Genomic DNA, 21,936 nt, shown 5'->3' with positions numbered 1-21,936 from the left:
CATATACACGGCCGTGAATGTAACGAAGTCGTCCCTGCCGCGGGCCAAGTGTGAGCATGGATGAATGCTTGAGGCAACCAATACCCCGCCAAAGACCCAAGAACCCGCGAACGCAGCCCTTGCCGCTGAGGCCAGGATTGCGCGTATTGCCGTGACGGTGTTCCCGCTCCTGGTGGTGGCCGCAGGTGTCCTCGGGTTCCTGCTTCCGGATGTCTTCAAACCCATGGGCACCGCAGTTCCCTACCTGCTCGGCACCATTATGTTCTGCATGGGCCTGACGTTGACCCCACCGGACTTTGCCTCGGTTGCCCGCCGCCCCTGGGCCGTGGCACTGGGTATTGTGGCGCACTACGTGATCATGCCCGGCGCCGGTTGGCTCATCGCCGTTCTTCTGCAATTGCCGCCGGAACTGGCCGTGGGCCTCATTCTGGTGGGTTGCGCTCCGTCGGGTACTGCCTCGAACGTCATGGCGTTCCTTGCCAAGGGCGACGTTGCCCTTTCTGTGGCTGTCGCCTCGGTTTCGACACTGATCGCACCCCTTGTGACACCGGCACTGACGCTGTTCCTGGCGGGTTCCTTCCTGCACATCGACGCCGGCGCCATGGTCCTGGACATCGTAAAGACCGTCTTGCTGCCGGTCATCGCAGGCCTGCTGGCCCGCTTGTTCCTTTCCAAGCTGGTCGCAAAGGTCCTTCCGGTACTCCCCTGGGCGTCCGCCGTCGTTATTTCCCTGATCGTGGCGATCGTCGTGGCGGGCAGCGCCAGCAAGATCGTTGCTGCCGGCGGAATTGTCTTCCTGGCAGTCGTCCTCCACAACGGCTTTGGCCTGGGGTTGGGCTACTTGGCCGGCAAACTCGGCCTCCTGGACGACAAAGCCCGCCGTGCCCTCGCATTCGAGGTGGGCATGCAGAACTCGGGGCTGGCCGCCACGCTGGCTACCGCCCACTTCGGCGCACTGGCCGCACTGCCGTCCGCCGTGTTCTCCCTGTGGCACAACATTTCCGGCGCGATTGTCGCCGCCTGGCTGGCTCGGCGTCCGCTGAAGGACTAACCCCGGGTGGTGCCGCGCCGGTGCAGTTTCCACGGCGAGGCCACCCGGACGCCGGCGGCGGGAGTGGTGCCAGACAGGCGGTCCAGGAGCATATGGACCACCTTTTCGAAGATCGGGTCAGGTCCCACGGTGGTCAACGCGGGATCGTATTCCTGGCCCTCCGTTGAGTTGCCCACACCGACTATCTGGATATCTTCAGGCACCCGGAGGCCCAGCCTGTAGGCGGCGCGGATGGCCTGCAACGCCTCCATGTCGTCGGTGCAGACCATGGCGGTGGGCCGGTTGGGCATCTGGAGCAGCTCGAGCGCCGACCGGTACGCGGTAGCCGGGTGGTGATTCGACGTCCTGACCAGAGACTCGTCGAGCGGAATTCCGGCCCTCTCAAGCCCAGCAGCGTATGCGGCATAGCGGCTCTTCCGGCGGCCTGCCGGATCGGCCCTGCGGATGCAGGCGATCCTGCGGTGGGACGCGGTGAGGAACTCCATGCACTCCCTCAGCCCAGCCTCGGATTCAGGGGCCAGGACGTCGAATCCCTGCGGTTTCATGGTCCCCGAGATCACCACTTGGGCAACCCCGCGGCGGGCCAGCTCCGTGACGGTCTGGTCCTCGGACCTCGATTCCGGGAAGTAGCCGATGATCACACCGTCAGCACCGCCGGACATCATGAACTGACGCCAATCGTCGCCCAACAGGATCACTGGCTGGAACCCATGCTCGGGCAGGATCTTTGCGGCCGTTGTTGCCAAGGCCCGGTCCCAAGGCCACTCGAGGTTCCCGATCGCCACAGCCACTACGTCCGTCTTGCCCCGACGCATTCCCCGGGCAGCCTGATTTGGCACATAACCCAGCTCTTTGACCGCCGCCAGCACCCGGTCCTGGGTGGGCTGGCTGATCCGGGTTGTGCCGCCGTGCCGGCCGGAGAGCACGTATGACACCGTGGTCAGCGATACGTCGGCCGCCGTCGCAACGTCACGGATGGTGGGCTTGGATCCCTTGCTCACGGGGCGACTCCTGATAGACAGCGCATTTCCTGAACTCTATCTTCAACCAGTTGGACTCCCCTTGACGCAATTAGTTGAGAGCGTTAACAATTACGGGAGTTATCTGTATCCCAAGCTGGAAGATCATTCAATGAAGAACTGGGCAGGAAACCTCGAGTACTCCTCCACGGAAGTGCATCGACCCACGTCGGTTGGCGAGCTGCAGGAGCTCGTAGCCAATGCGCCCCGCATCAAGGCTCTCGGCTCCCGGCACTCCTTCAACACCGTCGCCGACACGGACGGGACCCACATCCTGCTCGACGCCCTGCCTCAGGAAATTGCCCTCAACAAAGACAAAGGGACCGTCAAGGTCAGCGGCGGGATCAGCTACGGCGCGCTGGGACGCGCGCTGGAGGAACAGGGATACGCCATCCACAACCTCGCATCGCTTCCCCACATCTCCGTCGCCGGCGCCATCCAAACAGGCACGCACGGCAGTGGGGTCAACAACCCCTCCCTGGCTGCCGCCGTCGTGGGCGTTGACCTTGTGCGCGCCTCCGGCGAGCTGGTAACGCTCACCGCGGACGACGACGAATTCCTCGCCAGCGTGGTGGGCGTAGGAGCCCTGGGCATTGTGACGGGCTTGGAGCTTGCCGTCAGGCCCAGCTACGAGGTCCGCCAGCGTGTCCTCACTGATCTGTCCTGGGACGGCGTCCTGGCGAACTTCCACACCATCGCGGCCAGCGCCTACAGCGTCAGCTTCTTCACGAATTACACGGGAGATGCCATCCCCCAGGTGTGGTTCAAGGCTTTGGACACCGAAACTCCCCTCGCGGACCTGTTCGGCGGGACGCCTGCGACCGCGGCACTGCACCCGCTGCCTGATATGTCCGCCGAGAACTGCACCGAGCAGCTGGACGTCCCCGGAAAGTGGCTTGATCGCCTGCCGCACTTCCGGCACGAATTCACGCCAAGCAATGGCGAGGAACTCCAGAGCGAATTCCTGCTGCCCCTGGACCAGGCGCCTGCGGCACTACAGGCTGTCCGAGGCCTGGCGGCCACGTTGGCACCGCTGTTGTTCATCTCCGAAATCCGCACAGTGGCCGCGGACGAGTTCTGGCTCAGCCCTTTCTACCAGCAGCAAAGCGTAGCGCTGCACTTCACGTGGAAGCCCCTGCAGGCCGAGGTGGAGGCGGTACTCCCCGAACTCGAGGAAGCGCTGCGTCCGTTCGGTGCCCGGCCGCACTGGGGCAAACTCTTCACCCCCAGCCAGTACGACTTTGCCGCTCTCTACCCCCGTTTCGGGGATTTCCGCGCGCTCGTCCAGGCGAACGACCCCACGGGCAAGTTCCGCAACGGTCTCCTGGACAGAGTGCTGGGCGTAGCCGTCACGTCCTAGCTGGACACCTGGGCCGTTGCCGGGCCGCTGTTCCGTTGCTGGCCAGCGACGGAACAGCGGGTTGGCAACGCGATAGGCGAGGGCTCCTACTCGATGTGGGCCAGGACAGCGCCTGCCGTAACAACTCCGCCAGCGGCCGACACTACCTCTGACAGTGTGCCCGTCCGGTGCGCGGGCACCTGGGTTTCCATCTTCATGGCTTCCAGGACAACCAACGGATCACCGGCGGTAACCTCAGCTCCCGGGTCGACGAGCCACTTCACCACTGTGCCCGCCATGCTGGAGACCAGTGCGGACTCGGCGGGTGAGTCGCCGACGCTTGAGACAGAACCCGGCGTATCGGTCGATGTGGAAAAGGTTGGGACGCCCTGTCCTGACCGGGCCCAACCATCCAACAAATCGGCTGGAAGACCCACGGCGAGCCTCTTGCCATCAACGTCGACAGTGATGGTTCGCCGTTCTCCTCCCGGGGCCACCACGTTGTACTCGGGATCTGCGGGGATTTTGTCGGCAAAGTCGGTTTCGATCCACCGCGTGTGCACCCTGAGTCCGGCAGCGGAGGTGAAGTCCTCGGATTCCAGGACGGCCCGGTGGAACGGCAGAACGGTGGCCAGGCCGGTGATGGTGATTTCGCCGAGGGCACGGCGGGCACGGCGCAGAGCCTGCTGCCGGTCGGCTCCAGTGACGATCAGCTTGGCCAACAGCGAATCAAACTGCGGCGCAACGAACGAACCGGAGCGTACACCGCTGTCCAAACGGATGCCCGGTCCGGTGGGCGCCTCGAACAGAGCCACGGTGCCCGGTGAGGGCAGGAAGCCGCGGCCCACGTCCTCGGCGTTGATGCGGAACTCGAAGGAGTGTCCGCGCGCCACGGGATCCTCGGTAATGCTCAACGGCAACCCTGCAGCGATCCGGAACTGTTCCTGCACAAGATCAATTCCAGCGGTTTCTTCCGTGATGGGGTGCTCGACCTGGAGGCGGGTGTTGACCTCGAGGAAGGCTACGGCGCCATCTGCTGAGACCAGGAATTCCACCGTTCCGGCACCGTAGTAGCCGGCTTCGCGGACGATTGCCTTCGCGCCATCGTAGATTTGCTGGCGCTGGGCATCGCTCAGGAAGGGCGCGGGAGCTTCCTCCACGAGTTTCTGGTGTCGGCGCTGAAGGGAGCAGTCACGTGTGCCCACGACCACCACGTCGCCATGGACGTCCGCAATGATTTGGGCCTCGACGTGGCGCGGCCGGTCAAGATACTGCTCCACGAAGCATTCGCCGCGACCGAATGCTGCCACAGCTTCACGGACGGCGGAATCGAAGGCTTCCTCCACTTCGGCCAGTTCGCGAACCACCTTCAGTCCGCGGCCGCCACCACCAAAGGCAGCCTTGATGGCGATAGGAAGTCCGTGTTCCTCAGCGAACGCCCGAGCCTCGGCGGCCGAAGAAACCGGGCCGTCGCTGCCGGCAACAAGGGGAGCTCCGGCGCGGACGGCGATTTCGCGGGCCGTGATCTTGTTGCCCAACTGCCGGATCGACTCCGGCGAGGGACCGATCCACTCGAGTCCGGCGTCGAGCACTGCCTGTGCGAAATCGGCGTTCTCGGAGAGGAAACCGTATCCGGGGTGGACGGCGTCCGCGCCGGACTGCTCCGCCACCGCGAGCAGCTTCCCGATGTTCAGGTAGCTCTCAGCGGGAGAGTTTCCGCCCAGGCTGTAGGCTTCGTCCGCAGTGGCAACGTGCAGGGCATCGGCGTCGATGTCCGCGTAAACGGCCACCGAGGCAATGCCGGCGTCGTCGCAAGCACGGGCGACGCGGACGGCGATTTCGCCACGGTTCGCGATCAGGACCTTGCGCATCAAATACTCACTTCTCTGGGGTGTTCATAAAAGTCGTTGAATCCGGAACGAACCGGAATCGGATTCGTCCGCCGATGGGCACCTGCGCGGCACGGTCCAGGTGTTCATCGCGCACCACGCCGATTACCGGATAGCCGCCGGTGATGGGGTGGTCGGCCAGGAACAGCACGGGCAGTCCGGCGGGTGGAATCTGGAGGGCTCCGGCCATGTTGCCTTCACTGGGTAGTTCACCTTCGCGGCTACGCTCCAGCGGGGTGCCGTCCAAACGCATGCCCACCCTGTTGGACTGCGGCGTGACCACCCATTCCTGGGAGCACAGCGAATCAAGCGCCTCCTGTTCGAACCAGTCGGCCCGGGGTCCGGGAACTACGTCCAGCTCCGTGACGCCGTTGCCCGGGAATTCGGGTTGCAGTTCGGGGCTGCCAACAGCAGTGGAAACGGTAGCTTCGCCCACCGGGAGCATCTGTCCTATAACCAAAGGAGCCGGGCCGATCCCGGACATCGTGTCCGCCGAACGGCTACCCAGGACCTCGGGAACGTCTACTCCGCCCCGGATGGCCACGTAATTCCGAAAGCCGGACTCGGGGGCACCCAGGGTGAGTACTTCGCCGTCGAGCAGCGCGAACGGCGTGGACATTGCGACGGCGCGCGCGGCGGCGCCCTCAGATTCAACCCACGACGGCGGCTGGATGGCCAGCGTCGTCGGCGCACCTGTCACGGCAATCACTTGGTCGCCGACTGCCTCGATCGTCAGCCCGCCGTTGACGCTTTCAATGCCGGCGGCCGAGGAACCATTCCCCACCAAGCGGTTGGCCCGTCGCAGTGAAGCCCTGTCCAAGGCACCGGCAGCAGACACACCCAGCGGACCGAAGCCGCGGCGTCCCAGGTCCTGGATGAGGCTCTGGGCACCCGGATTCAGAATTCGAAGACCCGAGTCAGGGTGGTGCTCCGCTTCGGGCTCAGGCAACGTCGAAGCACTGCTCGTGACCACTTCGCGGACGGCCCGGTACTGCACCCGGTCGCCGGGACGAACCAAGGCAGGCTGGGACCGTTGCAGATCCCACATCCTGGCCCCGGTCCGGCCGATCAATTGCCACCCACCGGGCGAACGGCGGGGATAAACGGCGGAATACTGCCCGCCCAGGGCCACGGATCCCGCGGGAACCGCTGTGCGTGGTGACGGACGCCGAGGAACCGTGAGTGCCTCGTTCTCGCCCACCATGTAGCCAAAACCGGGCGCGAAGCCAGCGAAGGCCACGGTCCAGATCTGGCCCGTGTGGGCGGCAACAACACCATCCACGCTCAGGCCGGTCAACTCCGCGACATCGGCGAGGTCGTCGCCGTCGTACACGGTGTCGATGACCACCAGTCCGGAATCTGCAATCTCGGGCGCACTGAGTTCCAACTCCAGGAGCCGGGCGCCGATAGCGCGGGTGGCGGCAGCAGACTCACCCACCACCATCACTGTTTCCGCGGCGGCAAGAACGTCCACCTGCCCCGGCAACGGCGCCTTGTTGAGCATGTCCTGCAGGGCGAGGACATCCTGCAGCCCATCCAGTTCGGCCAGTACAGCCCGGGTGCCGACCGGACGAACGGATCGAACCCTTTTTGCGGTGGTGGTGTGCATTACGGTTTCCATCTTTCGCTACGCCGCCGGCTGAGCGTGCGTCCCCTGCACCAAACGAACGTCTTCTTCAGGTTTGGGGTCACGGCCCAGGAGCATGCCCACGATCGTGACGACTGCCGCAACGAGGATGTAGACGGCGATCAAATACCAGCCACCGCCCGCAGCACCGTAGAGCGCCGTAAAGATGATGGGGGCGACGGCTCCGCCGATCACACCGGCCAGGGTGTAAGCCAGCGAGCTGCCGGCGTAGCGCAGCCGCGCCGGGAACTGCTCGGTGATGAAGGCTGCCTGGGGTCCGTACATGAAGGCGTGAAGAGCCAGGCCGATCACGGTTCCAATGGTCAGCATGGCGACGGACTTGCCCTGGATCATCAGGAAGAACAACGGGATGTAGGCTGCGGTTGCCGCTGCTGCAATGCCGTAGACCCAGCGTCGGTTGAAGCGGTCAGTCAGAGCCCCGGCCAGCGGGATCAGGAAGAGCTGGAATGCGGAACCGATCAGGATGGCGGACAGGACATTTCCTGTGGTCATGCCCAGCTGCTTGGTGGCGTAGACGGCCACGAACACCGTGAAGAGCGCGTAGAGGATGTCGGGGCAAACGCGTGAGAGTGCTGCTGCCACCAATGCCTTGGGCTCCGTGGTGAAGACTTCCTTGATAGGAGCTTTGGGGCGGTCGCCCTGAGCCTGGATGGCCTTGAACACCGGGGTTTCCTCGAGCTTGAGGCGGATGATCAGGCCGAACACCACCAAAAGTGCTGAGGCGAGGAAGGCCACACGCCAACCCCAGGAAAGGAAGGCTTGGTCGCTGAGGGTTGCGGCGAGAACGGCAAGGACGCCATTTGCCATCAGGTTGCCCGCCGGCGGGCCGATCTGCGCTGCCGAGGACCAGAAACCACGCTTGTTGGGGTCACCGAATTCGCTCGACAAGAGGACTGCGCCGCCCCATTCGCCACCGACGCCGATGCCCTGGGCCAGACGCAGCAGCACAAGGATTGTTGGAGCTGCCACGCCGATCACGGAGTAGTCCGGCAGTGCTCCGATGAGGACGGTGGCCACCCCGATCAGGACAAGGGTGAAAACAAGGACGTACTTGCGGCCGATCTTGTCGCCAAGGCGGCCGAAGATGACGCCGCCAATCGGACGGGCCAGGTAGCCAACCGCGAAGGCTGAGAACGAGAGCAACAGCGCCACGAATTCGTCATTGCCCGGGAAGAAGATCTTCGGGAAGACGAGTGCGGACGCCACAGAGTAGATGGCGAAGTCGTAGTACTCCAGCGAGGTGCCGGTGAGGCTGGCGACGTACGCCTTAAGCGCACCTGGCGGCGGCTTCCTTGTCGCTGCCTTTGCTGCGTTGTTGGTGCTGGTCATGATGACCTCCGGGGGATGAGGGATGGTGCGGGGCGCCCGAGGTGGGCTAAAGGAACGAGCCGACAGTCACGCCGGCACCGCTGAGGGCGGATTTCACTGCGGTAGCCATGGCAACGGCTCCGGGTGAGTCACCGTGAACGCAGATGCTCTCTGCGCGGATGTTCAGGATGGAACCGTCCGTGGTCCTGACAGACTGTTCGGTGGCCATCCGCAGGACGTGCTCCGCAACGTCGGCGGGATCGTGCAGAACAGCACCTGGCTGGTTGCGCGAAACGAGCGTTCCGTCGGGGTTGTAAGCGCGGTCCGCGAATGCTTCGGCCACGCCACGCAGGCCGGCGTCTTCAGCGAGGCGGAGGACTTCGGAGCCTGGGAGGCCGAGGATCGGAAGGTTGGGGTCTACCGATTTCACGGCTTCGACGACGGCGCGCGCCTGGGCGGTGTGCTTGACGATCGCGTTGTAGAGACCGCCGTGGGGCTTCACGTACTGGACGCGGGCTCCGGTGGTGGCGGCCAGCGCTTGCAGCGCTCCGATTTGGTACACAACGTCGTCTGCCAGCTCCACTGGATTGATGTCCATGAACCGCCGACCGAAGCCTGCGAGGTCGCGGTACCCGACGTGGGCGCCAATCACGACGCCGGCCTCCACCGCCTTCTCGCAGGTGCTGCGGATGACGCTGGGGTCGCCAGCGTGGAATCCACACGCGACGTTGGCACTGGACACCGACTCAAACATGGCCGCATCATCACCAAGCGTCCAGCGGCCGAAGGATTCGCCGACGTCGCTGTTCAGATCGATGATTGCCATGATGTGATCCCTGCCTCGTGATGTGCGTTACATCAAGGATGCACCAAACTGCTGGATTGTTCAACAATCCAGCGATCCTGATTTTCGGCAATCGTGTAATTTTGGTGTCATGGCCAGTGCAGATCAGGAATCAAGCGAACAAACTGGCTTTGATGGCGCGCGCGCCAGGATGCGGCTCCGGGTTCCGTCCGTGGCTGAACGCGTCGCCGAAGAACTGCGTTATCAACTCGCCGAGGGCTTCCTCGTACCGGGCTCCAAGCTCACCGAAGCCACCATCGCCGAGGACCTGGGCGTCTCCCGCAACACCGTCCGTGAAGCCTTCGCCGAACTGGCCGCTGAACGACTCCTCCTCCGCCAGCCCAACAAGGGCGTCTACGTCGCCACCCTTGAGGCCGGCGATATCCACGACGTCTACACCGTCCGCCGCGCCATCGAGGTCAGCTCCATCCGGGCGGGTGGCTCGCCGGAGCGCATTGCTGCCGTCAGGGCCGCCGTCGAGGAGGGTAAGCGCGCAGCAGCAGCCGACGACAATGAAGGACTCGGCAGCGCCAACCAGCACTTCCACGGAGCGATCGTTGCCCTGGCCGAAAGCAACAGGCTGGACACGATCATGGCCCAGATCCTGGCGGAAATGCGGCTCTACTTTCACAAAGCCACCATGAACGCCCACTTCTACAGCGACTGGCTGGCCGAAAACGAGCAGATCTGCGCAGCGCTGGAAGCCGGCCACTTGGAAGAGGCCGGGGACCTGCTCCTGGCTTACCTCAACCGTTCCGAGCAGCAGCAGACCGCAATCCACGGGGACTAGTCAGCGCTTGCCCTTCTTGCGCGATCCCTTGCCGCGGCCCTTGTCCGGGTTCGGGGCGTAGCGCTGTGCGACAGCAGGCTTCTTGGGACCACCGCCGCGGCGATCCGGCTTGGGAGCCTTCTTGGGCTTCTCCTGCTGGGCAGACGGTTGCCTGGAGCTTTGCGCCGTACGGCCACGCACGATCCCGATAAATTCCTCGATGACGGGATTATCCGTGCCCACCAGCCACGCAAGGCCGATCTGGGTTCCGGGAGCACCAGTAAGGCGGCGCATCACCGTGTCCTTCTGGTTGAGGTGCCTGGCCACGGACATCGGCAGGATCGCCAATCCCGCGCCCGAAGCGACAACCTGCAGCGCCATGTCCGGGCCGCCCATTTCTTCAATGTCCAGGAAGTTTTCCGCGGCAAGGTCATCCAGGGCGACTTCCTCGAACACGGAGATCTCGTGACCTTTGGGAGCCACCACCACTGGCTGCTCTTCATACAAGGGGATAACGTTGAGGCCTTCACGATCCACGGGCAACCGAACAAAACTAAGGTCCGCTGAACCATCACGCAGCACCGAAAGCTGGGCGGCGTCGTCGGACATGAACGCGTGCAACGGGTATTCCGGCATCCGCTCTTCCCACCGACGGATCCATTTCCCAGGTGTCACCCCTGCAACGTAGGCGAACCGGAGGCCCGGTTGGGGTTCGGCGGATTCTGGGGTTTCTTCAGTGGCTGGCACACACTCACAGTACCGGCCAGATACCCTTGAAGCATGACCCCCAAAGACTCCCAGTCCATGAAGCCGGCAACAGTTGCCAAGAAACTCGGCATCTACCTGCCGGCGACACCGCAGGAGTTCCAGGATTCATCGATCTCCCGCGACGAATTCGCCGAACTTCAGGCCAACCCGCCGGAGTGGCTCGCCGAACTGCGCCGCAACGGCCCCCACCCGCGGCCAGTTGTAGCGCAGAAGCTGAACATCTCCATCAGTGGCCTCGCCCGCGGCGGCGTGGAAGAAGCGCTCACGACGGCGGAAATCAGCGAGCTGCTGCAGTCTCCCCCGCAGTGGCTGGTCACCGAACGGGCCACGCACGCCGCGGTCCGCAGCGAAGCCCAGCGCGTCAAGGACGAAGCCCACAAGAAAGCAGCAACCAAGGAAGCCAGGGAGAACGCCGCCGCCAAGCGCGACGCCCCCAAGGCCTCCAAGCGGGACCACGCGTAAGGTTTAGCATTCAGTGGCCGGGACCTGGGTCCCGGCCACTGCTTTTTAAGGCCACTGCTTTTTAAGCCGAACTAATCCTGATGAAGCTGGACGAAGTTGCCGCAACCGTCGTCAAAGACTGCGCTGACACCGGACGGGTCCTCAGCGGGCTCCCCCTTGAAGGTCACACCGGCCGCGAGCAACCGCTGGTACTCGGCCCGCACATCGGGCACGCCCAAAACCACTGCGGGCATCCCTGCCTGATAGACGGCGTTCATGTAGTTGGCACCAATGGGGTTGTCACTCGGTTCCAGCAACAACCCGGGCGAGCTGTTGTTGTCCGCCCCGGGATCCTTGATAATGAACAGGTTGTACTCCGGCATGGCCATGAGCGTCTCAAAGCCCAGGGTCTCCGTGTAGAACGCGTGAGCTGCTGCGGGGTCCTTGACATGGATGCTGCACATTTTCAGTCTCATGCGCCTAGGCTACGCGCCGGGTCAGACAACCTGGCCCCTCGCGCCCACGCAGGCACTGGCGCATACTGAAATCAAAGCCATGTGATGTCGCCTGGAGGTGGTCCGATGCCCGCCATGATGCTCCTGTGGGGTGCAGCCCTGGTTCTTGCAACCGCAGCAACCACGTACGCCCTGCACAGGAAACTAATGCATGGTCGCGACCCGGAGCCGGACGGGATCTTCTGGGACGTTTTCGGAGGGTCGGTGGTGATCCTTCCCGCCATCCTGGTCCCGGCAGTCCAGTGGTCCCCCGCCGGCCTCATCATGGTCCTGGTAGGAGTGGCTACCGTTGGCGGAACCCTGGCGAGTATCCGCAAAGTGGAGCGGATCCACGCAGCCGAACCCCGGCGTCGTGCTGGTTTTGTCCAGGACACCGCCCGCCACCAGAACCTCCTCCAGCAGTGGCAGAGCTACGAGCTTGACCCCGGCCGGACCATCGACTTTCCGGCCATGTCGGACGTCAGGATCACCGAAACGGCGATGCTCGCCCGGGCCCTGCGCGAGGCGGAATACTGCAAGGTGACCGCCGGCACGGACTACAGATCCGCCGTCGAACGCCTGGCCCAAGCACTGGCTGCGGCAGAACGGGCTGCGGGAGTCCCAGAACCTACGTTGTGAGGCCCACTCTGCGCCCCGAAGCGTGGATTTAGCGCGCAGAGCGGGCCCCACAACGCGCACGTAAAGGCGGGCGCGCCCCAGGTTTACGCCCGGGTCAGCACCTTGCCCTTGAAGAACTCGGGCCGCAGCCGGTACATCACCAACATGATCGCCACGCCCAGCAGAATCACGCCCATGCCCAGGATGAACACCAGGCCCACCCCGCCAACCGATGATCCGGAACCATATTCCGGATCCATCGAGTCCATGGCGGTCTTTACGAACATCACCAACAGGATCACCCCGCCCACCAGAGGCGCCAGGAGCTTGAAGAAGAAGGCGCGCACGCTGCTGAAAGCCACGGCCCGGAAGAACCAGACGCAGGCCAGGGCCGTGATGCCGTAGTAGAAGCAGATCATCATGCCCAGCGCCGTAATGGTGTCCCAGAGGGCGTTTTCCGACACCGTCCGGGTGATCACGTAGAACGCCGCTGCGGCGATTGCAGCAGCAATCGTGGCGAAGCTGGGCGACTTGTACGTGGGGCTGATGCGCCCGAACCGCGGTGAGATGGCACGGTAGTGGCCCATGGCCAGCATGGTCCGGGCTGGCGAAACAAACGTGGACTGCAGGGATGCCGCCGAGCTGCTCAGGATGGCCAACGACATGAGGATCGCGAACGGCCCCATCACCGGGCCCGCCAGGACGGCGAAAATGCTGGACTGGTTTTCCGGGTTCCCGGCACCCAATCCGGTGTCGCCGACGCCCGCGAAGGACAGGGTGGCCAGCGCGACGGTCATGTAGATGATCACGATGACCAGCACAGTGATGGTCGCTGCACGGCCCGGGGTCTTCTCCGGATTCTTGGTTTCCTCATTCATGGTCAGGGTGACGTCCCAGCCCCAGTAAATGAAGATCGAGAGCGAAACGCCTGCTGCGAACTGCGAGAACGAGTCCACCGCGAAAGGGTTGAACCAGTCGGGTGAAATGGCTGTGGCATCAAACGCGGTTCCGTTGGCAACGTGCGCGAACGCCGATACTGCGAACCAGCCCAGGACCAGCAACTGGAAGGCCACCAATACGTACTGGACGCCCTTGGTGGTCTCCATTCCACGATAGGAAATCCAACACGCAATGGCGATGAACACCAACGTGGTGGCGATATTCAGGGGCAGGATCTTGCTGAGGCCGGCCAGTTCCGGATTACTGAAAAGCTGGCCGAGCATCAGGTAGAAGAAGTCCACTGCAACGGCCGCAAGGTTGGACAACACGATGATGGTCGCTGCGATCAGCCCCCAACCACCCATCCAGCCGATCCACGGACCGAAGGCGCGCGTCGCCCACGTGAAGGAGGTACCGGCGTCTGGCATGGCGTTGTTCAGTTCGCGGTAGCCGAGCGCCACCAGCAGCATGGGGATGAAGCCCACCAGGAAGATGGCGGGAAGATGCACGCCCACTTCCGAGACCGTGGGGCCCAACGCTGCGGTGAGGGTATAGGCGGGCGCGATGCAGGAAACACCGATCACGACGGCGCCGATCAGGCCCACCGATCCGGCTTTCAGTCCCTTTTCACTCAGGGAAGATTCTTTCGACTGGACCGTCTTTGGTGCAGTTGACATGGGTATTGCCTCTCAGGCGATTGCTATGAGCTTTGTCGCGTGTAGTCGCGGGGGACCACAATCATGGGAACGGGTAGGGCACGCAGGATCCGGTTTGCGGTGGTGCCAAGGAAAGTAGCCCGGTGCTGGGCGAGGCGGCTGGAGCCGATCAACAGGATTTCGCCGTCTTCCCAGTCAAGCCGGTCCACAGCTTCCTCGATGGTTCGGCCCTTGGCCACCACGATCTCGGGTTCAGGCAGCAGCTCATCCGCGGATGAACTTTCGACGGCGGCAATCCGCTGGGCGGCATGCATCCAGGCCGCGTCGAGCAACTCAGGCGAGTCACCGCCGTCGAGCGCCAACAGGGAGACGAGCCGCAGCGGAAGGCCGCGATCACGCGCAGACTCCACAGCAAGGTCCAGGAGCTCATCGGCCCCGGGTCGCGTGCCGAAACCGCAGCTCATCCGGGTGATCGGTTCCGTGCGACGGTATCCGTGCGGCGCCAAGGCAACCGGCAACGGCGCCGAATGGAGCAACGCACCAGCCACCGAACCAATCGTGAAGCGCTTGAGCAGGCCACTGTTGGTGGCTCCGATCACCAGCGCCGCAGCATCCATCTCCACGGAGGCATCAATCAACGTCCGGGCTTCGGAATCGCCGCGGCGGATGTGGCCCCGCGCGGTAATGTCCGCGGGGACCAGGGCCAGGCCTTCGTCCAGCCAACGCTGCGCTTGCTCGTTGAGGATGTCGTCGTAGCCGGTCTCCGGCGGGTAGACGGCGTTGAAGGGAGAGTCCTCGGGGATCACCAGGACCAGGTCAAGGCTCACATCGTGGTTCCGGGCAAGCGCCACGGCGAGGTGGACGGCGTCGTGCCCCCTCGCGTTGGCGGTGTACCCCACTACGTAGCGCATGGCTCTCCTTGGATCTGCTCTTAAACGGTGCTGCCGGCAGGCCGGGAAATGCTGCTCCCCCGGCCTGCCGGTGTGATTACCACAGGGTGCTTAGACGCTGACCGACGCCAGCTTGTTGGCTTCGACGATGCGCGCGGCGGTCGCCTGGCCCATCCGGACTGCGCCATCCACGTGCTGGTAGCCCTCGGCTGCCAGGTCCGAGGAGGACCAGTAGATCGGGCCGACGTTGGCGTGCTGGTCCTTGCCGTAGCGGTGCAGGCCGCCCAGGTCGTAGCTGGAGGCGTAGGCACCGCGGGTCCATTCCTCGGAGCCCCAGTCGGACTCGTAGTAGACCTCGGGCGTGAGGGCCTTGTCGCCCAGGAATCCGGCGATGGATTCGAGGATGGCCTTCTTGCGGTCCTCGGCGCTCAGCTCGAACACGGCGTCGGCCTTTTCGTCGGAGACGAAGCCCACCAGGGTGCCGCGGGTGTCGCCGTGGTTGGTGTTGTCGTAGACCTCCTGGACCAGTGCGCCGGCGCTGAAGCCGGTGCCGGAGAGTCCGTCTTCACGCCAGAAGGGGGTCTCGTAGACGGCGTGCACCTTGATGACCAGGCCCAGCGACTGGTGCTGGTGCATCTGGTGCTGGCGGCGCGGCAGCGGCGGGTTGAAGGAGACACGCGAGTAGAGGTTCGGCGGAACAGCCATGATCACGTAGCGCGCGTTGACAGTAGCCTGCTCGGACACAACGGTCACGTTGTTGTCTTCCCAGTTGATGGTGCGGACAGGGCTGTTGAGGATGACATCGGAACCCAGTTCTGCTGCCTGCAGCAACGAAACCTGCTGCATGCCGCCCACAACGCGCTTGTCCAGGATGAAGTCCTCATCCGTCAGGTGGCTGAAGCTGCCAGCCGAAGCCGCCATCAGGACTGCCTGAAGTGCGGAGAAGGCGTGGGCGGGCTTGGTGAGCATGCCACCGGCGATGAAGAGGCCGATGTTGTTGCAGGCTTCCTCGTCGCTGGAGTTCTGGCGGAGCCAGTGGTGGAAGGAGATGGTGTCCAGCTCGCGGGCCTTGGGGTGGGCCCAGGGCTCGGTGGGGCCGATTTCGGCCGCCAGTTCGTCAAGGATGGCCACCAGCTTGTCCATTTCGACCTTGGTGGTGTCGTTGACCGGGAAGGAGTCGCCGGTGTACCGGGTGCGCTTGCCGTCGGCGCCGATGTAGACGGACTCGCCGTCGCGGTAGCGCGAGTACATCTCCAGTCCAAGCTCATCCAGCAGGGCCATGAGGGCCGTTTGGTCCGGTGAAACCCACTGGCCGCCGATCTCCAGCATGGCGCCGTCGATGGTGTCGGTCCAGGTGCGGCCGCCCACGCGGTCGCGTGCTTCGAGCACTGCGACGCTGAGTCCGGCCTTCTTCAATTCGCGTGCCGCCGTCAACCCTGACGGTCCGGCACCGACGATTACAACGTCGCGATCAAGATTCTGCATGATGTCCTCTCCGTGGCCGTCCGTTGGCGGCTGACCAATAAATGAATGCCATTCATTTATATCCAATAGTAGCCGCCCTGACCCCGGCTGTGAAGACCCGGTGGAATAATGCTGGGGACACAGGCAGCAGAAAGGCTCCCGATGCCCGCACCGACTCCAGCAACGTCCGCCACTCCGGCGCGCCCTGTACGCCGCCGCGCCGGCAGGCCTACGGCGGCGGTCCTGGACCAAGGCGGCATCACGACGGCGGCCCTGGAGTTGATCGGCACCAAGGGTTACAACGGACTCACCATGGCCGCGTTGGCCCGCTCATTGGGCGTCGCGCCATCCGCCCTGTACAACCACGTCTCCTCGAAGGACGACGTGCTCATCCTGCTCATGGACCACCTGGCCGCGATGGTGGACGTCTCGGCATTCGGCAGCGAACCATGGGAATCCGCCGTTCGTCGCTGGGCCTGGTCCTACCGCGATGTCTTCTCTGAGCACACTCCCCTGATTCCGATCATCGCGGTGCTGCCCGTTGCGAACGCCCCCAAGACACTCGCCATGTACGAGTCCGTCACTGCGGGCTTCCGCGAAGCCGGGTTCCCCGAGGACCGCATCATTTCCGCGATCGTAGCGCTTGAAGCGTTTGTGTTCGGCGCCGCGTACGACGTCACCGCTCCGGACGACATTTTCGACGCCGGCAGCCTCGCCAGCCAGGTCCCCAACTTCACCGCGGCCGTGGACCGACTGGCACTGGAGAATCACCCGCGGCCGACGGATGTTGCGTTCAGCCTGGGACTCGAGGCGCTGATCAGCGGCTTCGGAGCGTTGCGTGCCTGACGTTTACCGAAGGGGCCGCCCCTTCAGATCCACCACGGAATACTCATTGCCAAGATAGTGCACTATGCTGCACTTTGTGGAAGACAATGCAGAAACTTTAGCGCGGGCAATTGGCGAGCGCGTAAAACAGGAACGCAAGGGCCGGGACTGGACCCTCGACCAGCTGGCCGAAATTGCGGGGGTCAGCCGCCGCATGGTGGTCAATGTCGAGCAGGGTGCGGTTAATCCGAGCATCGGAACCCTGCTGCGACTCAGCGATGCCTTGGGTGTCGGGCTGCCCGCCCTGGTTGAGCCTCCAGCATCCCGGTCGGCGAAGATCACCCGGTCCGGTGAGGGCGCCGTACTCTGGACCGGTCCCTCCGGAGGCCGCGGCGTCCTGGTCGCAGGCACCGAGTCTCCCGACGTCGTCGAGCTTTGGGACTGGACACTGGCGCCCGGCGAACGGCACCAAAGCGAAGCGCACTCCGCAGGTACCCGCGAGTTGCTGCAGGTTCTGGAAGGCTCGCTGACGGTGAGCGTCTCGGAGGAAATCCACGTACTCAGCATGGGCGACGCCTTAACCTTCTTTGGCGACGTCGGCCATGCGTACTCCAATGACTCCCAGCAGCGCACTCGGTTCACCCTGACCGTCCTGGAACCAGGGGTCGGCGCAGCACATCGGACGGAGACCCCGAATGCGTGACCGCTTGTCCGGCACCATCGGCGGCCTTCCTCCATGGTCAATGGCCGTTGCAGCGATGATGGCGGTACAGCTCTCGAATGCCCTGTCTGTTGCAGTCATTCACCAGGCGGGACCCGCAGGCACGGCCTGGTTGCGCATGTGCTTTGGCGTCGTGTTTTTGTGGCTGGTGAGCCGTCCGGCCATCCGGTCACTGCGACGCCGCGACCTGCCCGCATTGATCGCACTCGGAGTGGTCACGGGCTTCATGACCACATTCTTCCTTGCCGCCGTCGAGCGCATCCCACTGGGAACCGCCGTCGCCATCGAGTTCCTGGGTCCCCTCACCGTGGCCGGCCTCATGAGCAAGCGCCGGAAGGCGCTTATCTGGCCGCTCCTCGCCTTCATGGGTGTGGTACTGCTGACGGAGCCGTGGCACGGCACCATCGACATGGCCGGCGTGGGATTCGCCCTTGCGGCCGGGACATGCTGGGGGCTGTACAACGTACTCACCCAACATGTTGGCGATCGTTTCGGTGGCATCAGCGGACTCTCGCTCACCATTCCGGTCGCCGCCCTGGCCACGCTGCCCCTTGGCTTGCCGCAGGTCCTCGGAGGATCTCTTGAGTGGTGGGTGCTGCCTGTAGCAGCCGGGATTGCGCTGATAACTCCGGTGATTGCTTTCGGGCTGGAGATGCTTGCCCTCCGGCGCATGACGCACACCGCTTTTGGCACGCTGCTGTCCATTGAACCGGCGTTTGGCGTGCTGATCGGCGTGCTCGTTCTGGCCCAGGCGCCCAGCGTCCTGCAGCTTGTTGGGGTCGCCCTGGTTGTGGTTGCGGGGACTGCGGCGCAGCAAGGTGGCCGCCGGTCTCCCACGCCGACGATGACGACTGACGTTCCGGCGTCGCCCGCGGCCCCCCCAGTCTTAGGGCTGCGCCTGCCCAGTGAAGGCGCAGTGGGTTTTGATCGGCAGGAAAGCTTGTAGAACAAGTAGCCAACTTGTATTCTAAGTAAAACCACTTAGGAGAACCATGAGCACCGTAGATCTGATCCGCCACATCAAGCTGTCCACCGCTACGCTTCCCCTTACCGTGCCGATCAGCGACGCCAAGGTCTTCACAGGCCGTCAGAAACCGATGACCGAAGTGGTGTTCCTTTTCGCCGAGATCACCACGGAACAGGGACACACTGGCCTGGGCTTCAGCTACTCCAAGCGTGCGGGCGGCCCTGCGCAGTATGCCCACGCCAAGGAAGTGGCAGAAGGAATCATCGGCGAGGACCCCAACGACATCGGCAAGATCTACACCAAGCTCCTTTGGGCCGGCGCCTCGGTGGGACGCTCGGGGGTGGCAACCCAGGCCCTCGCCGCCATTGACATCGCGCTCTACGACCTCAAAGCCAAGCGTGCCGGACTCCCCTTGGCCAAGCTGCTGGGGTCATACCGGGACTCCGTCCAGACATACAACACCTCCGGCGGCTTCCTCAATGCCACCCTGGACGAGGTCAAGGAACGCGCCACGCAATCCATCGACGACGGAATCGGCGGCATCAAGATCAAGGTGGGCCTGCCCGATTCCAAGGAAGACCTGCGCCGCGTCGCTGGAATCCGCGAACACATCGGTTGGGACGTGCCACTCATGGTGGATGCCAACCAGCAGTGGGACAGGGCCACCGCCCTGCGCATGGGCCGCCAGTTGGAGGAATTCAACCTGGTCTGGATTGAGGAACCCCTGGACGCCTACGACTTTGAAGGCCACGCGCACTTGGCCCAGGTGCTGGACACCCCCATCGCCACGGGCGAAATGCTGGCCTCCGTGGCCGAACACAAGGGCCTTATCAACGCGAACAGCTGCGACATCATCCAGCCGGACGCGCCCCGGGTCGGAGGCATCACCCAGTTCCTCCGGCTCGTGGCCCTGGCGGATGAGAGAGGCCTGGGCCTCGCGCCCCACTTTGCCATGGAAATCCACCTCCACTTGGCCGCGGCGTATCCCCGCGAGCCCTGGGTGGAACACTTCGACTGGCTGGACCCGCTGTTCGAGGAGCGCCTCGAAACCAAGAACGGCCGCATGATCGTCCCGGACCGCCCCGGACTAGGCGTAACCCTCAGCGGACAGGCCCGCGCCTGGACCACCGAATCCGTGGAATTCGGCGCGTAATCTTGAACCCATGAGCCGAAACCTGACCGCGGACCTCGCCGCCGACCTTCGCAACCGCATCGTCGACGGCGCCATCCAGCCAGGTGAGAAGCTGCCCAGCGAAAACACCCTCATCAGCGAATTCGGGGTGAGCCGGACGGTCGTCCGTTCGGCCCTGACCCGGCTGCAGGCCGAGGGACTTGTTGAAACCGAACGTGGGCGGGGCAGCTTTGCGCTGACTCCGCCCGCCGAGGGTCCGTCGCAGGCGCCCGGAACCCGCCCGGTCTCCAGCATGGAGGACCGCTTGCAAATGCTGGACTTCCGCGTTGGGGTGGAAACAGAAGCCGCTTCCCTGGCCGCACGCAACCACACCGAACGCCAGCTCAAGGCCGCGCACGGCGCCTTGGAGCAATTCATCGCCAGCGCAGGCCACCCGGCCCACTCCATGAAGGCCGACTTCGAATTCCACAGGGCCATCGCGGCAGCCACCGGCAACCCCTTTTATACGGACTGCATCTCAGCACTGGGACAAACCATGATCACGATGCCCCGCCCGCGCCTGGTCGCCTCCGAGGACCGGGACTCCCCGGAGCGCTTCGCGGAGGTGGTCCACGAGCACACCTCTATATACACCGCAATCGCTGAGCGAGATCCGGTGGCCGCCGCGGCAGCAATGCGCGTGCACCTGAATAACTCACGACGCCGGTTCACCGGATCCGCACGCAGCTAACGGTTCCGCGGGGCTCACCCCGCACCCTTGGCCCACCTGGGACGATCAAATCCGGCCCTTGTTCGAAATCCCTGCGCTGCATCCCCGCGGCTGGCCCGCATATCCGTTGTTGCCCAGCAACGGATATGCGGGTCGCCAACGACCTTGTGAGCGTAAAAGGTGAGAGGACAAAACAAAAGAGCCCCGATCCTAAGACCGGGGCTCTTTCCTTTGCGTGCGCGAGGGGGGATTTGAACCCCCACACCCTTTCGGATACTGGCACCTGAAGCCAGCGCGTCTGCCGTTCCGCCACTCGCGCGCAACTTCTTTTTCCGGACTTCAGCGGGCTTCCCAGCTTTGTTTCCTTCAAAAGCAGCGAGATCAAGCATAACGGACATTCGCTGGAAAACACCAATCGGGGCGCCAAGCGGGTCCCGCACGCCACTCTCACCCGGCAAAATTCCCTCAACAACGGCTGAATTCCATGGAAATTTCTCGCCCCGGCAGCCGCGCCAGCAAGGGCCCGGAGAGAACTTTTCCGGGTCGTAGGGCGTTGTGGATTAAGGCCATTCCCAGTCAGTCCCAGTAGTATCGGGGAGTGGAAGGGCCGTCAGGCGCGCACTTCGCTGTGTGCGCACTCGGACTATCGGACAGGCACAACAGGTGCCGCGGCAAGGAAAGGAGAACGACCATGGGTTTGCTGGACAAAGTCGAGCGCGGCATTGAAAAAGCCGTCCGAAACGTCTTCTCCACGGGGTCGCGGGCACGTGTTGAACCGGTGGAGATCGCGAGCAAGCTAAGGCGCGAACTGGACAACCAGTCCATCACCATCGCCGCCGGCCGCACCCTGGCTCCCAATGTTTTCGATGTCCTCCTAAGCGATGAGGATTTCGCAAGGGCGCAGGAGTGGGGAACTCCCCTGGCCGAGGAACTGTGCGATGTTGTGATCCAGCACGTCCGCAGCCAGGGCTACACGCTTCAGGGATCTGTCCGGATTTCGTTCCGTCGTAACGACGAGGAACGCGCCGGCCATTTTGAAATCACCTCCCGGACCGAGAAGCAATCCAATGATGCAGCACCGGCTGCCCAGGCCCCTCGCAGCCACGTTCCCGCTGCTCCCGCCCGGCAGCCCACCCGCCTCCAGCCCGTCCTCGACATCGGTGGACAGCGATATTCCCTCAATGCCCGGTCAGTAGTGCTTGGCCGTTCATCGGAAGCCGACATTCTTGTGGATGACACCGGCGTTTCGCGGAAGCATCTTGAGATCCGCACCGAGAATGGCAGCACGTGGGCCGTCGATATGGGTTCCACCAATGGCAGCTACGTCAACGGACACAAGGTAAACGGCAGCGTAGAGCTAACTGACGGCTCAACCATCACGATGGGACGTACCAAGATCATTTTCCGCCTCCTCCCCCAAGCCCCGGGTGGCCACGCGTGAACGA

General features: G+C 63.9%; 21 protein-coding genes and 1 tRNA gene. 11 read left to right on the top strand and 11 right to left on the bottom strand.

Annotation, left to right across the window (positions count from 1 at the left end; all coding sequences use genetic code 11):
- Positions 1-64 precede the first annotated feature (64 nt).
- Entirely contained in the window at positions 65-1,051 is a 987-nt protein-coding gene (locus NEK97_RS11245) for a bile acid:sodium symporter family protein (RefSeq protein WP_257370009.1), read from the top strand.
- On the opposite strand, the gene NEK97_RS11240 is transcribed toward NEK97_RS11245, so the two are convergent.
- Entirely contained in the window at positions 1,048-2,052 is a 1,005-nt protein-coding gene (locus NEK97_RS11240; RefSeq protein WP_257370008.1) for a LacI family DNA-binding transcriptional regulator, read from the bottom strand. The two genes, NEK97_RS11245 and NEK97_RS11240, sit on opposite strands and share 4 nt — an antisense overlap.
- A gap of 130 nt (positions 2,053-2,182) precedes the next feature.
- On the opposite strand from NEK97_RS11240, the gene NEK97_RS11235 reads away from it, so the two are divergent.
- Entirely contained in the window at positions 2,183-3,430 is a 1,248-nt protein-coding gene (locus NEK97_RS11235; RefSeq protein ID WP_257370007.1) for a D-arabinono-1,4-lactone oxidase, read from the top strand.
- An 86-nt stretch (positions 3,431-3,516) separates the two neighbouring features.
- On the opposite strand, the gene NEK97_RS11230 is transcribed toward NEK97_RS11235, so the two are convergent.
- The 4 genes from NEK97_RS11230 to NEK97_RS11215 are packed head-to-tail and all read right to left on the bottom strand — an operon-like array spanning position 3,517 to position 9,080.
- Positions 3,517-5,280 carry a biotin carboxylase N-terminal domain-containing protein gene (locus NEK97_RS11230; RefSeq protein ID WP_257370006.1) on the bottom strand — a complete coding sequence of 588 codons (1,764 nt, stop codon included), beginning with the start codon at positions 5,278-5,280 and terminating at the stop codon, positions 3,517-3,519.
- Positions 5,281-5,287: 7 nt separating this feature from the next.
- Positions 5,288-6,919 carry a 5-oxoprolinase/urea amidolyase family protein gene (locus tag NEK97_RS11225; protein WP_257370005.1) on the bottom strand — a complete coding sequence of 544 codons (1,632 nt, stop codon included), beginning with the start codon at positions 6,917-6,919 and terminating at the stop codon, positions 5,288-5,290.
- Between the two features lie 6 nt (positions 6,920-6,925).
- A complete protein-coding gene (locus NEK97_RS11220) occupies positions 6,926-8,275 on the bottom strand; it encodes an MFS transporter (RefSeq protein WP_257370004.1) in 1,350 nt (449 codons plus the stop codon).
- 46 nt (positions 8,276-8,321) lie between these two features.
- Positions 8,322-9,080 (bottom strand): LamB/YcsF family protein, encoded by a 759-nt coding sequence (locus tag NEK97_RS11215; protein ID WP_257370003.1) that lies wholly within the window; start codon positions 9,078-9,080, stop codon positions 8,322-8,324.
- A 109-nt stretch (positions 9,081-9,189) separates the two neighbouring features.
- Here NEK97_RS11215 and NEK97_RS11210 point away from each other — a divergent pair, with 109 nt between their 5' ends.
- A complete protein-coding gene (locus NEK97_RS11210; protein WP_257370002.1) occupies positions 9,190-9,888 on the top strand; it encodes a GntR family transcriptional regulator in 699 nt (232 codons plus the stop codon).
- On the opposite strand, the gene NEK97_RS11205 is transcribed toward NEK97_RS11210, so the two are convergent.
- Entirely contained in the window at positions 9,889-10,614 is a 726-nt protein-coding gene (locus NEK97_RS11205) for a LysR family substrate-binding domain-containing protein (RefSeq protein WP_257370001.1), read from the bottom strand. It abuts the gene before it with no gap.
- A 33-nt stretch (positions 10,615-10,647) separates the two neighbouring features.
- Here NEK97_RS11205 and NEK97_RS11200 point away from each other — a divergent pair, with 33 nt between their 5' ends.
- Complete coding sequence (locus tag NEK97_RS11200) at positions 10,648-11,097, top strand: DUF5997 family protein (protein ID WP_211710371.1); 450 nt, start codon at positions 10,648-10,650, stop codon at positions 11,095-11,097.
- Positions 11,098-11,168: 71 nt separating this feature from the next.
- Here NEK97_RS11200 and NEK97_RS11195 read toward each other — a convergent pair whose 3' ends face one another.
- On the bottom strand, positions 11,169-11,552 hold the full coding sequence (locus NEK97_RS11195; RefSeq protein ID WP_235518059.1) for a VOC family protein: 384 nt from the start codon (positions 11,550-11,552) through the stop codon (positions 11,169-11,171).
- Between the two features lie 105 nt (positions 11,553-11,657).
- On the opposite strand from NEK97_RS11195, the gene NEK97_RS11190 reads away from it, so the two are divergent.
- Positions 11,658-12,209 (top strand): hypothetical protein, encoded by a 552-nt coding sequence (locus NEK97_RS11190; protein ID WP_257370000.1) that lies wholly within the window; start codon positions 11,658-11,660, stop codon positions 12,207-12,209.
- 83 nt (positions 12,210-12,292) lie between these two features.
- Here the strand turns inward: NEK97_RS11190 and NEK97_RS11185 are convergent, their stop codons facing one another.
- The 3 genes from NEK97_RS11185 to NEK97_RS11175 all read right to left on the bottom strand — a co-directional run bounded on the left by NEK97_RS11185 (position 12,293) and on the right by NEK97_RS11175 (position 16,158).
- On the bottom strand, positions 12,293-13,804 hold the full coding sequence (locus tag NEK97_RS11185) for an APC family permease (protein ID WP_257369999.1): 1,512 nt from the start codon (positions 13,802-13,804) through the stop codon (positions 12,293-12,295).
- Positions 13,805-13,827: 23 nt separating this feature from the next.
- A complete protein-coding gene (locus NEK97_RS11180; RefSeq protein WP_257369998.1) occupies positions 13,828-14,694 on the bottom strand; it encodes a universal stress protein in 867 nt (288 codons plus the stop codon).
- Between the two features lie 90 nt (positions 14,695-14,784).
- Positions 14,785-16,158, bottom strand: coding sequence for an NAD(P)/FAD-dependent oxidoreductase (locus NEK97_RS11175; protein ID WP_257369997.1), 1,374 nt, complete (start codon positions 16,156-16,158; stop codon positions 14,785-14,787).
- A gap of 108 nt (positions 16,159-16,266) precedes the next feature.
- On the opposite strand from NEK97_RS11175, the gene NEK97_RS11170 reads away from it, so the two are divergent.
- The 5 genes from NEK97_RS11170 to NEK97_RS11150 all read left to right on the top strand — a co-directional run bounded on the left by NEK97_RS11170 (position 16,267) and on the right by NEK97_RS11150 (position 20,512).
- On the top strand, positions 16,267-16,983 hold the full coding sequence (locus tag NEK97_RS11170; protein ID WP_257369996.1) for a TetR/AcrR family transcriptional regulator: 717 nt from the start codon (positions 16,267-16,269) through the stop codon (positions 16,981-16,983).
- Positions 16,984-17,059: 76 nt separating this feature from the next.
- On the top strand, positions 17,060-17,665 hold the full coding sequence (locus tag NEK97_RS11165; protein WP_257369995.1) for an XRE family transcriptional regulator: 606 nt from the start codon (positions 17,060-17,062) through the stop codon (positions 17,663-17,665).
- Positions 17,658-18,629 carry a DMT family transporter gene (locus NEK97_RS11160; protein WP_257369994.1) on the top strand — a complete coding sequence of 324 codons (972 nt, stop codon included), beginning with the start codon at positions 17,658-17,660 and terminating at the stop codon, positions 18,627-18,629. The genes NEK97_RS11165 and NEK97_RS11160 overlap by 8 nt, the downstream gene beginning before the upstream one ends.
- A gap of 46 nt (positions 18,630-18,675) precedes the next feature.
- On the top strand, positions 18,676-19,803 hold the full coding sequence (locus tag NEK97_RS11155) for a mandelate racemase/muconate lactonizing enzyme family protein (protein WP_257369993.1): 1,128 nt from the start codon (positions 18,676-18,678) through the stop codon (positions 19,801-19,803).
- A 10-nt stretch (positions 19,804-19,813) separates the two neighbouring features.
- Positions 19,814-20,512, top strand: a complete 699-nt coding sequence (locus tag NEK97_RS11150) for a FadR/GntR family transcriptional regulator (protein ID WP_257369992.1) — start codon at positions 19,814-19,816, stop codon at positions 20,510-20,512.
- Between the two features lie 215 nt (positions 20,513-20,727).
- Here the strand turns inward: NEK97_RS11150 and NEK97_RS11145 are convergent.
- Positions 20,728-20,810: transfer RNA gene (locus NEK97_RS11145), tRNA-Leu, on the bottom strand.
- A 372-nt stretch (positions 20,811-21,182) separates the two neighbouring features.
- Here NEK97_RS11145 and NEK97_RS11140 point away from each other — a divergent pair.
- Positions 21,183-21,932: a DUF3662 and FHA domain-containing protein gene (locus NEK97_RS11140; RefSeq protein WP_257369991.1), complete on the top strand. Its 750-nt coding sequence runs from the start codon at positions 21,183-21,185 to the stop codon at positions 21,930-21,932.
- Positions 21,933-21,936: the final 4 nt, after the last annotated feature.

This window comes from Paenarthrobacter sp. UW852 (assembly GCF_024608385.1).
GTDB lineage: Bacteria > Actinomycetota > Actinomycetes > Actinomycetales > Micrococcaceae > Arthrobacter.
Note: the sequence above shows the minus strand (reverse complement) of the source record. Positions and strands in the feature narration are given on the sequence as shown.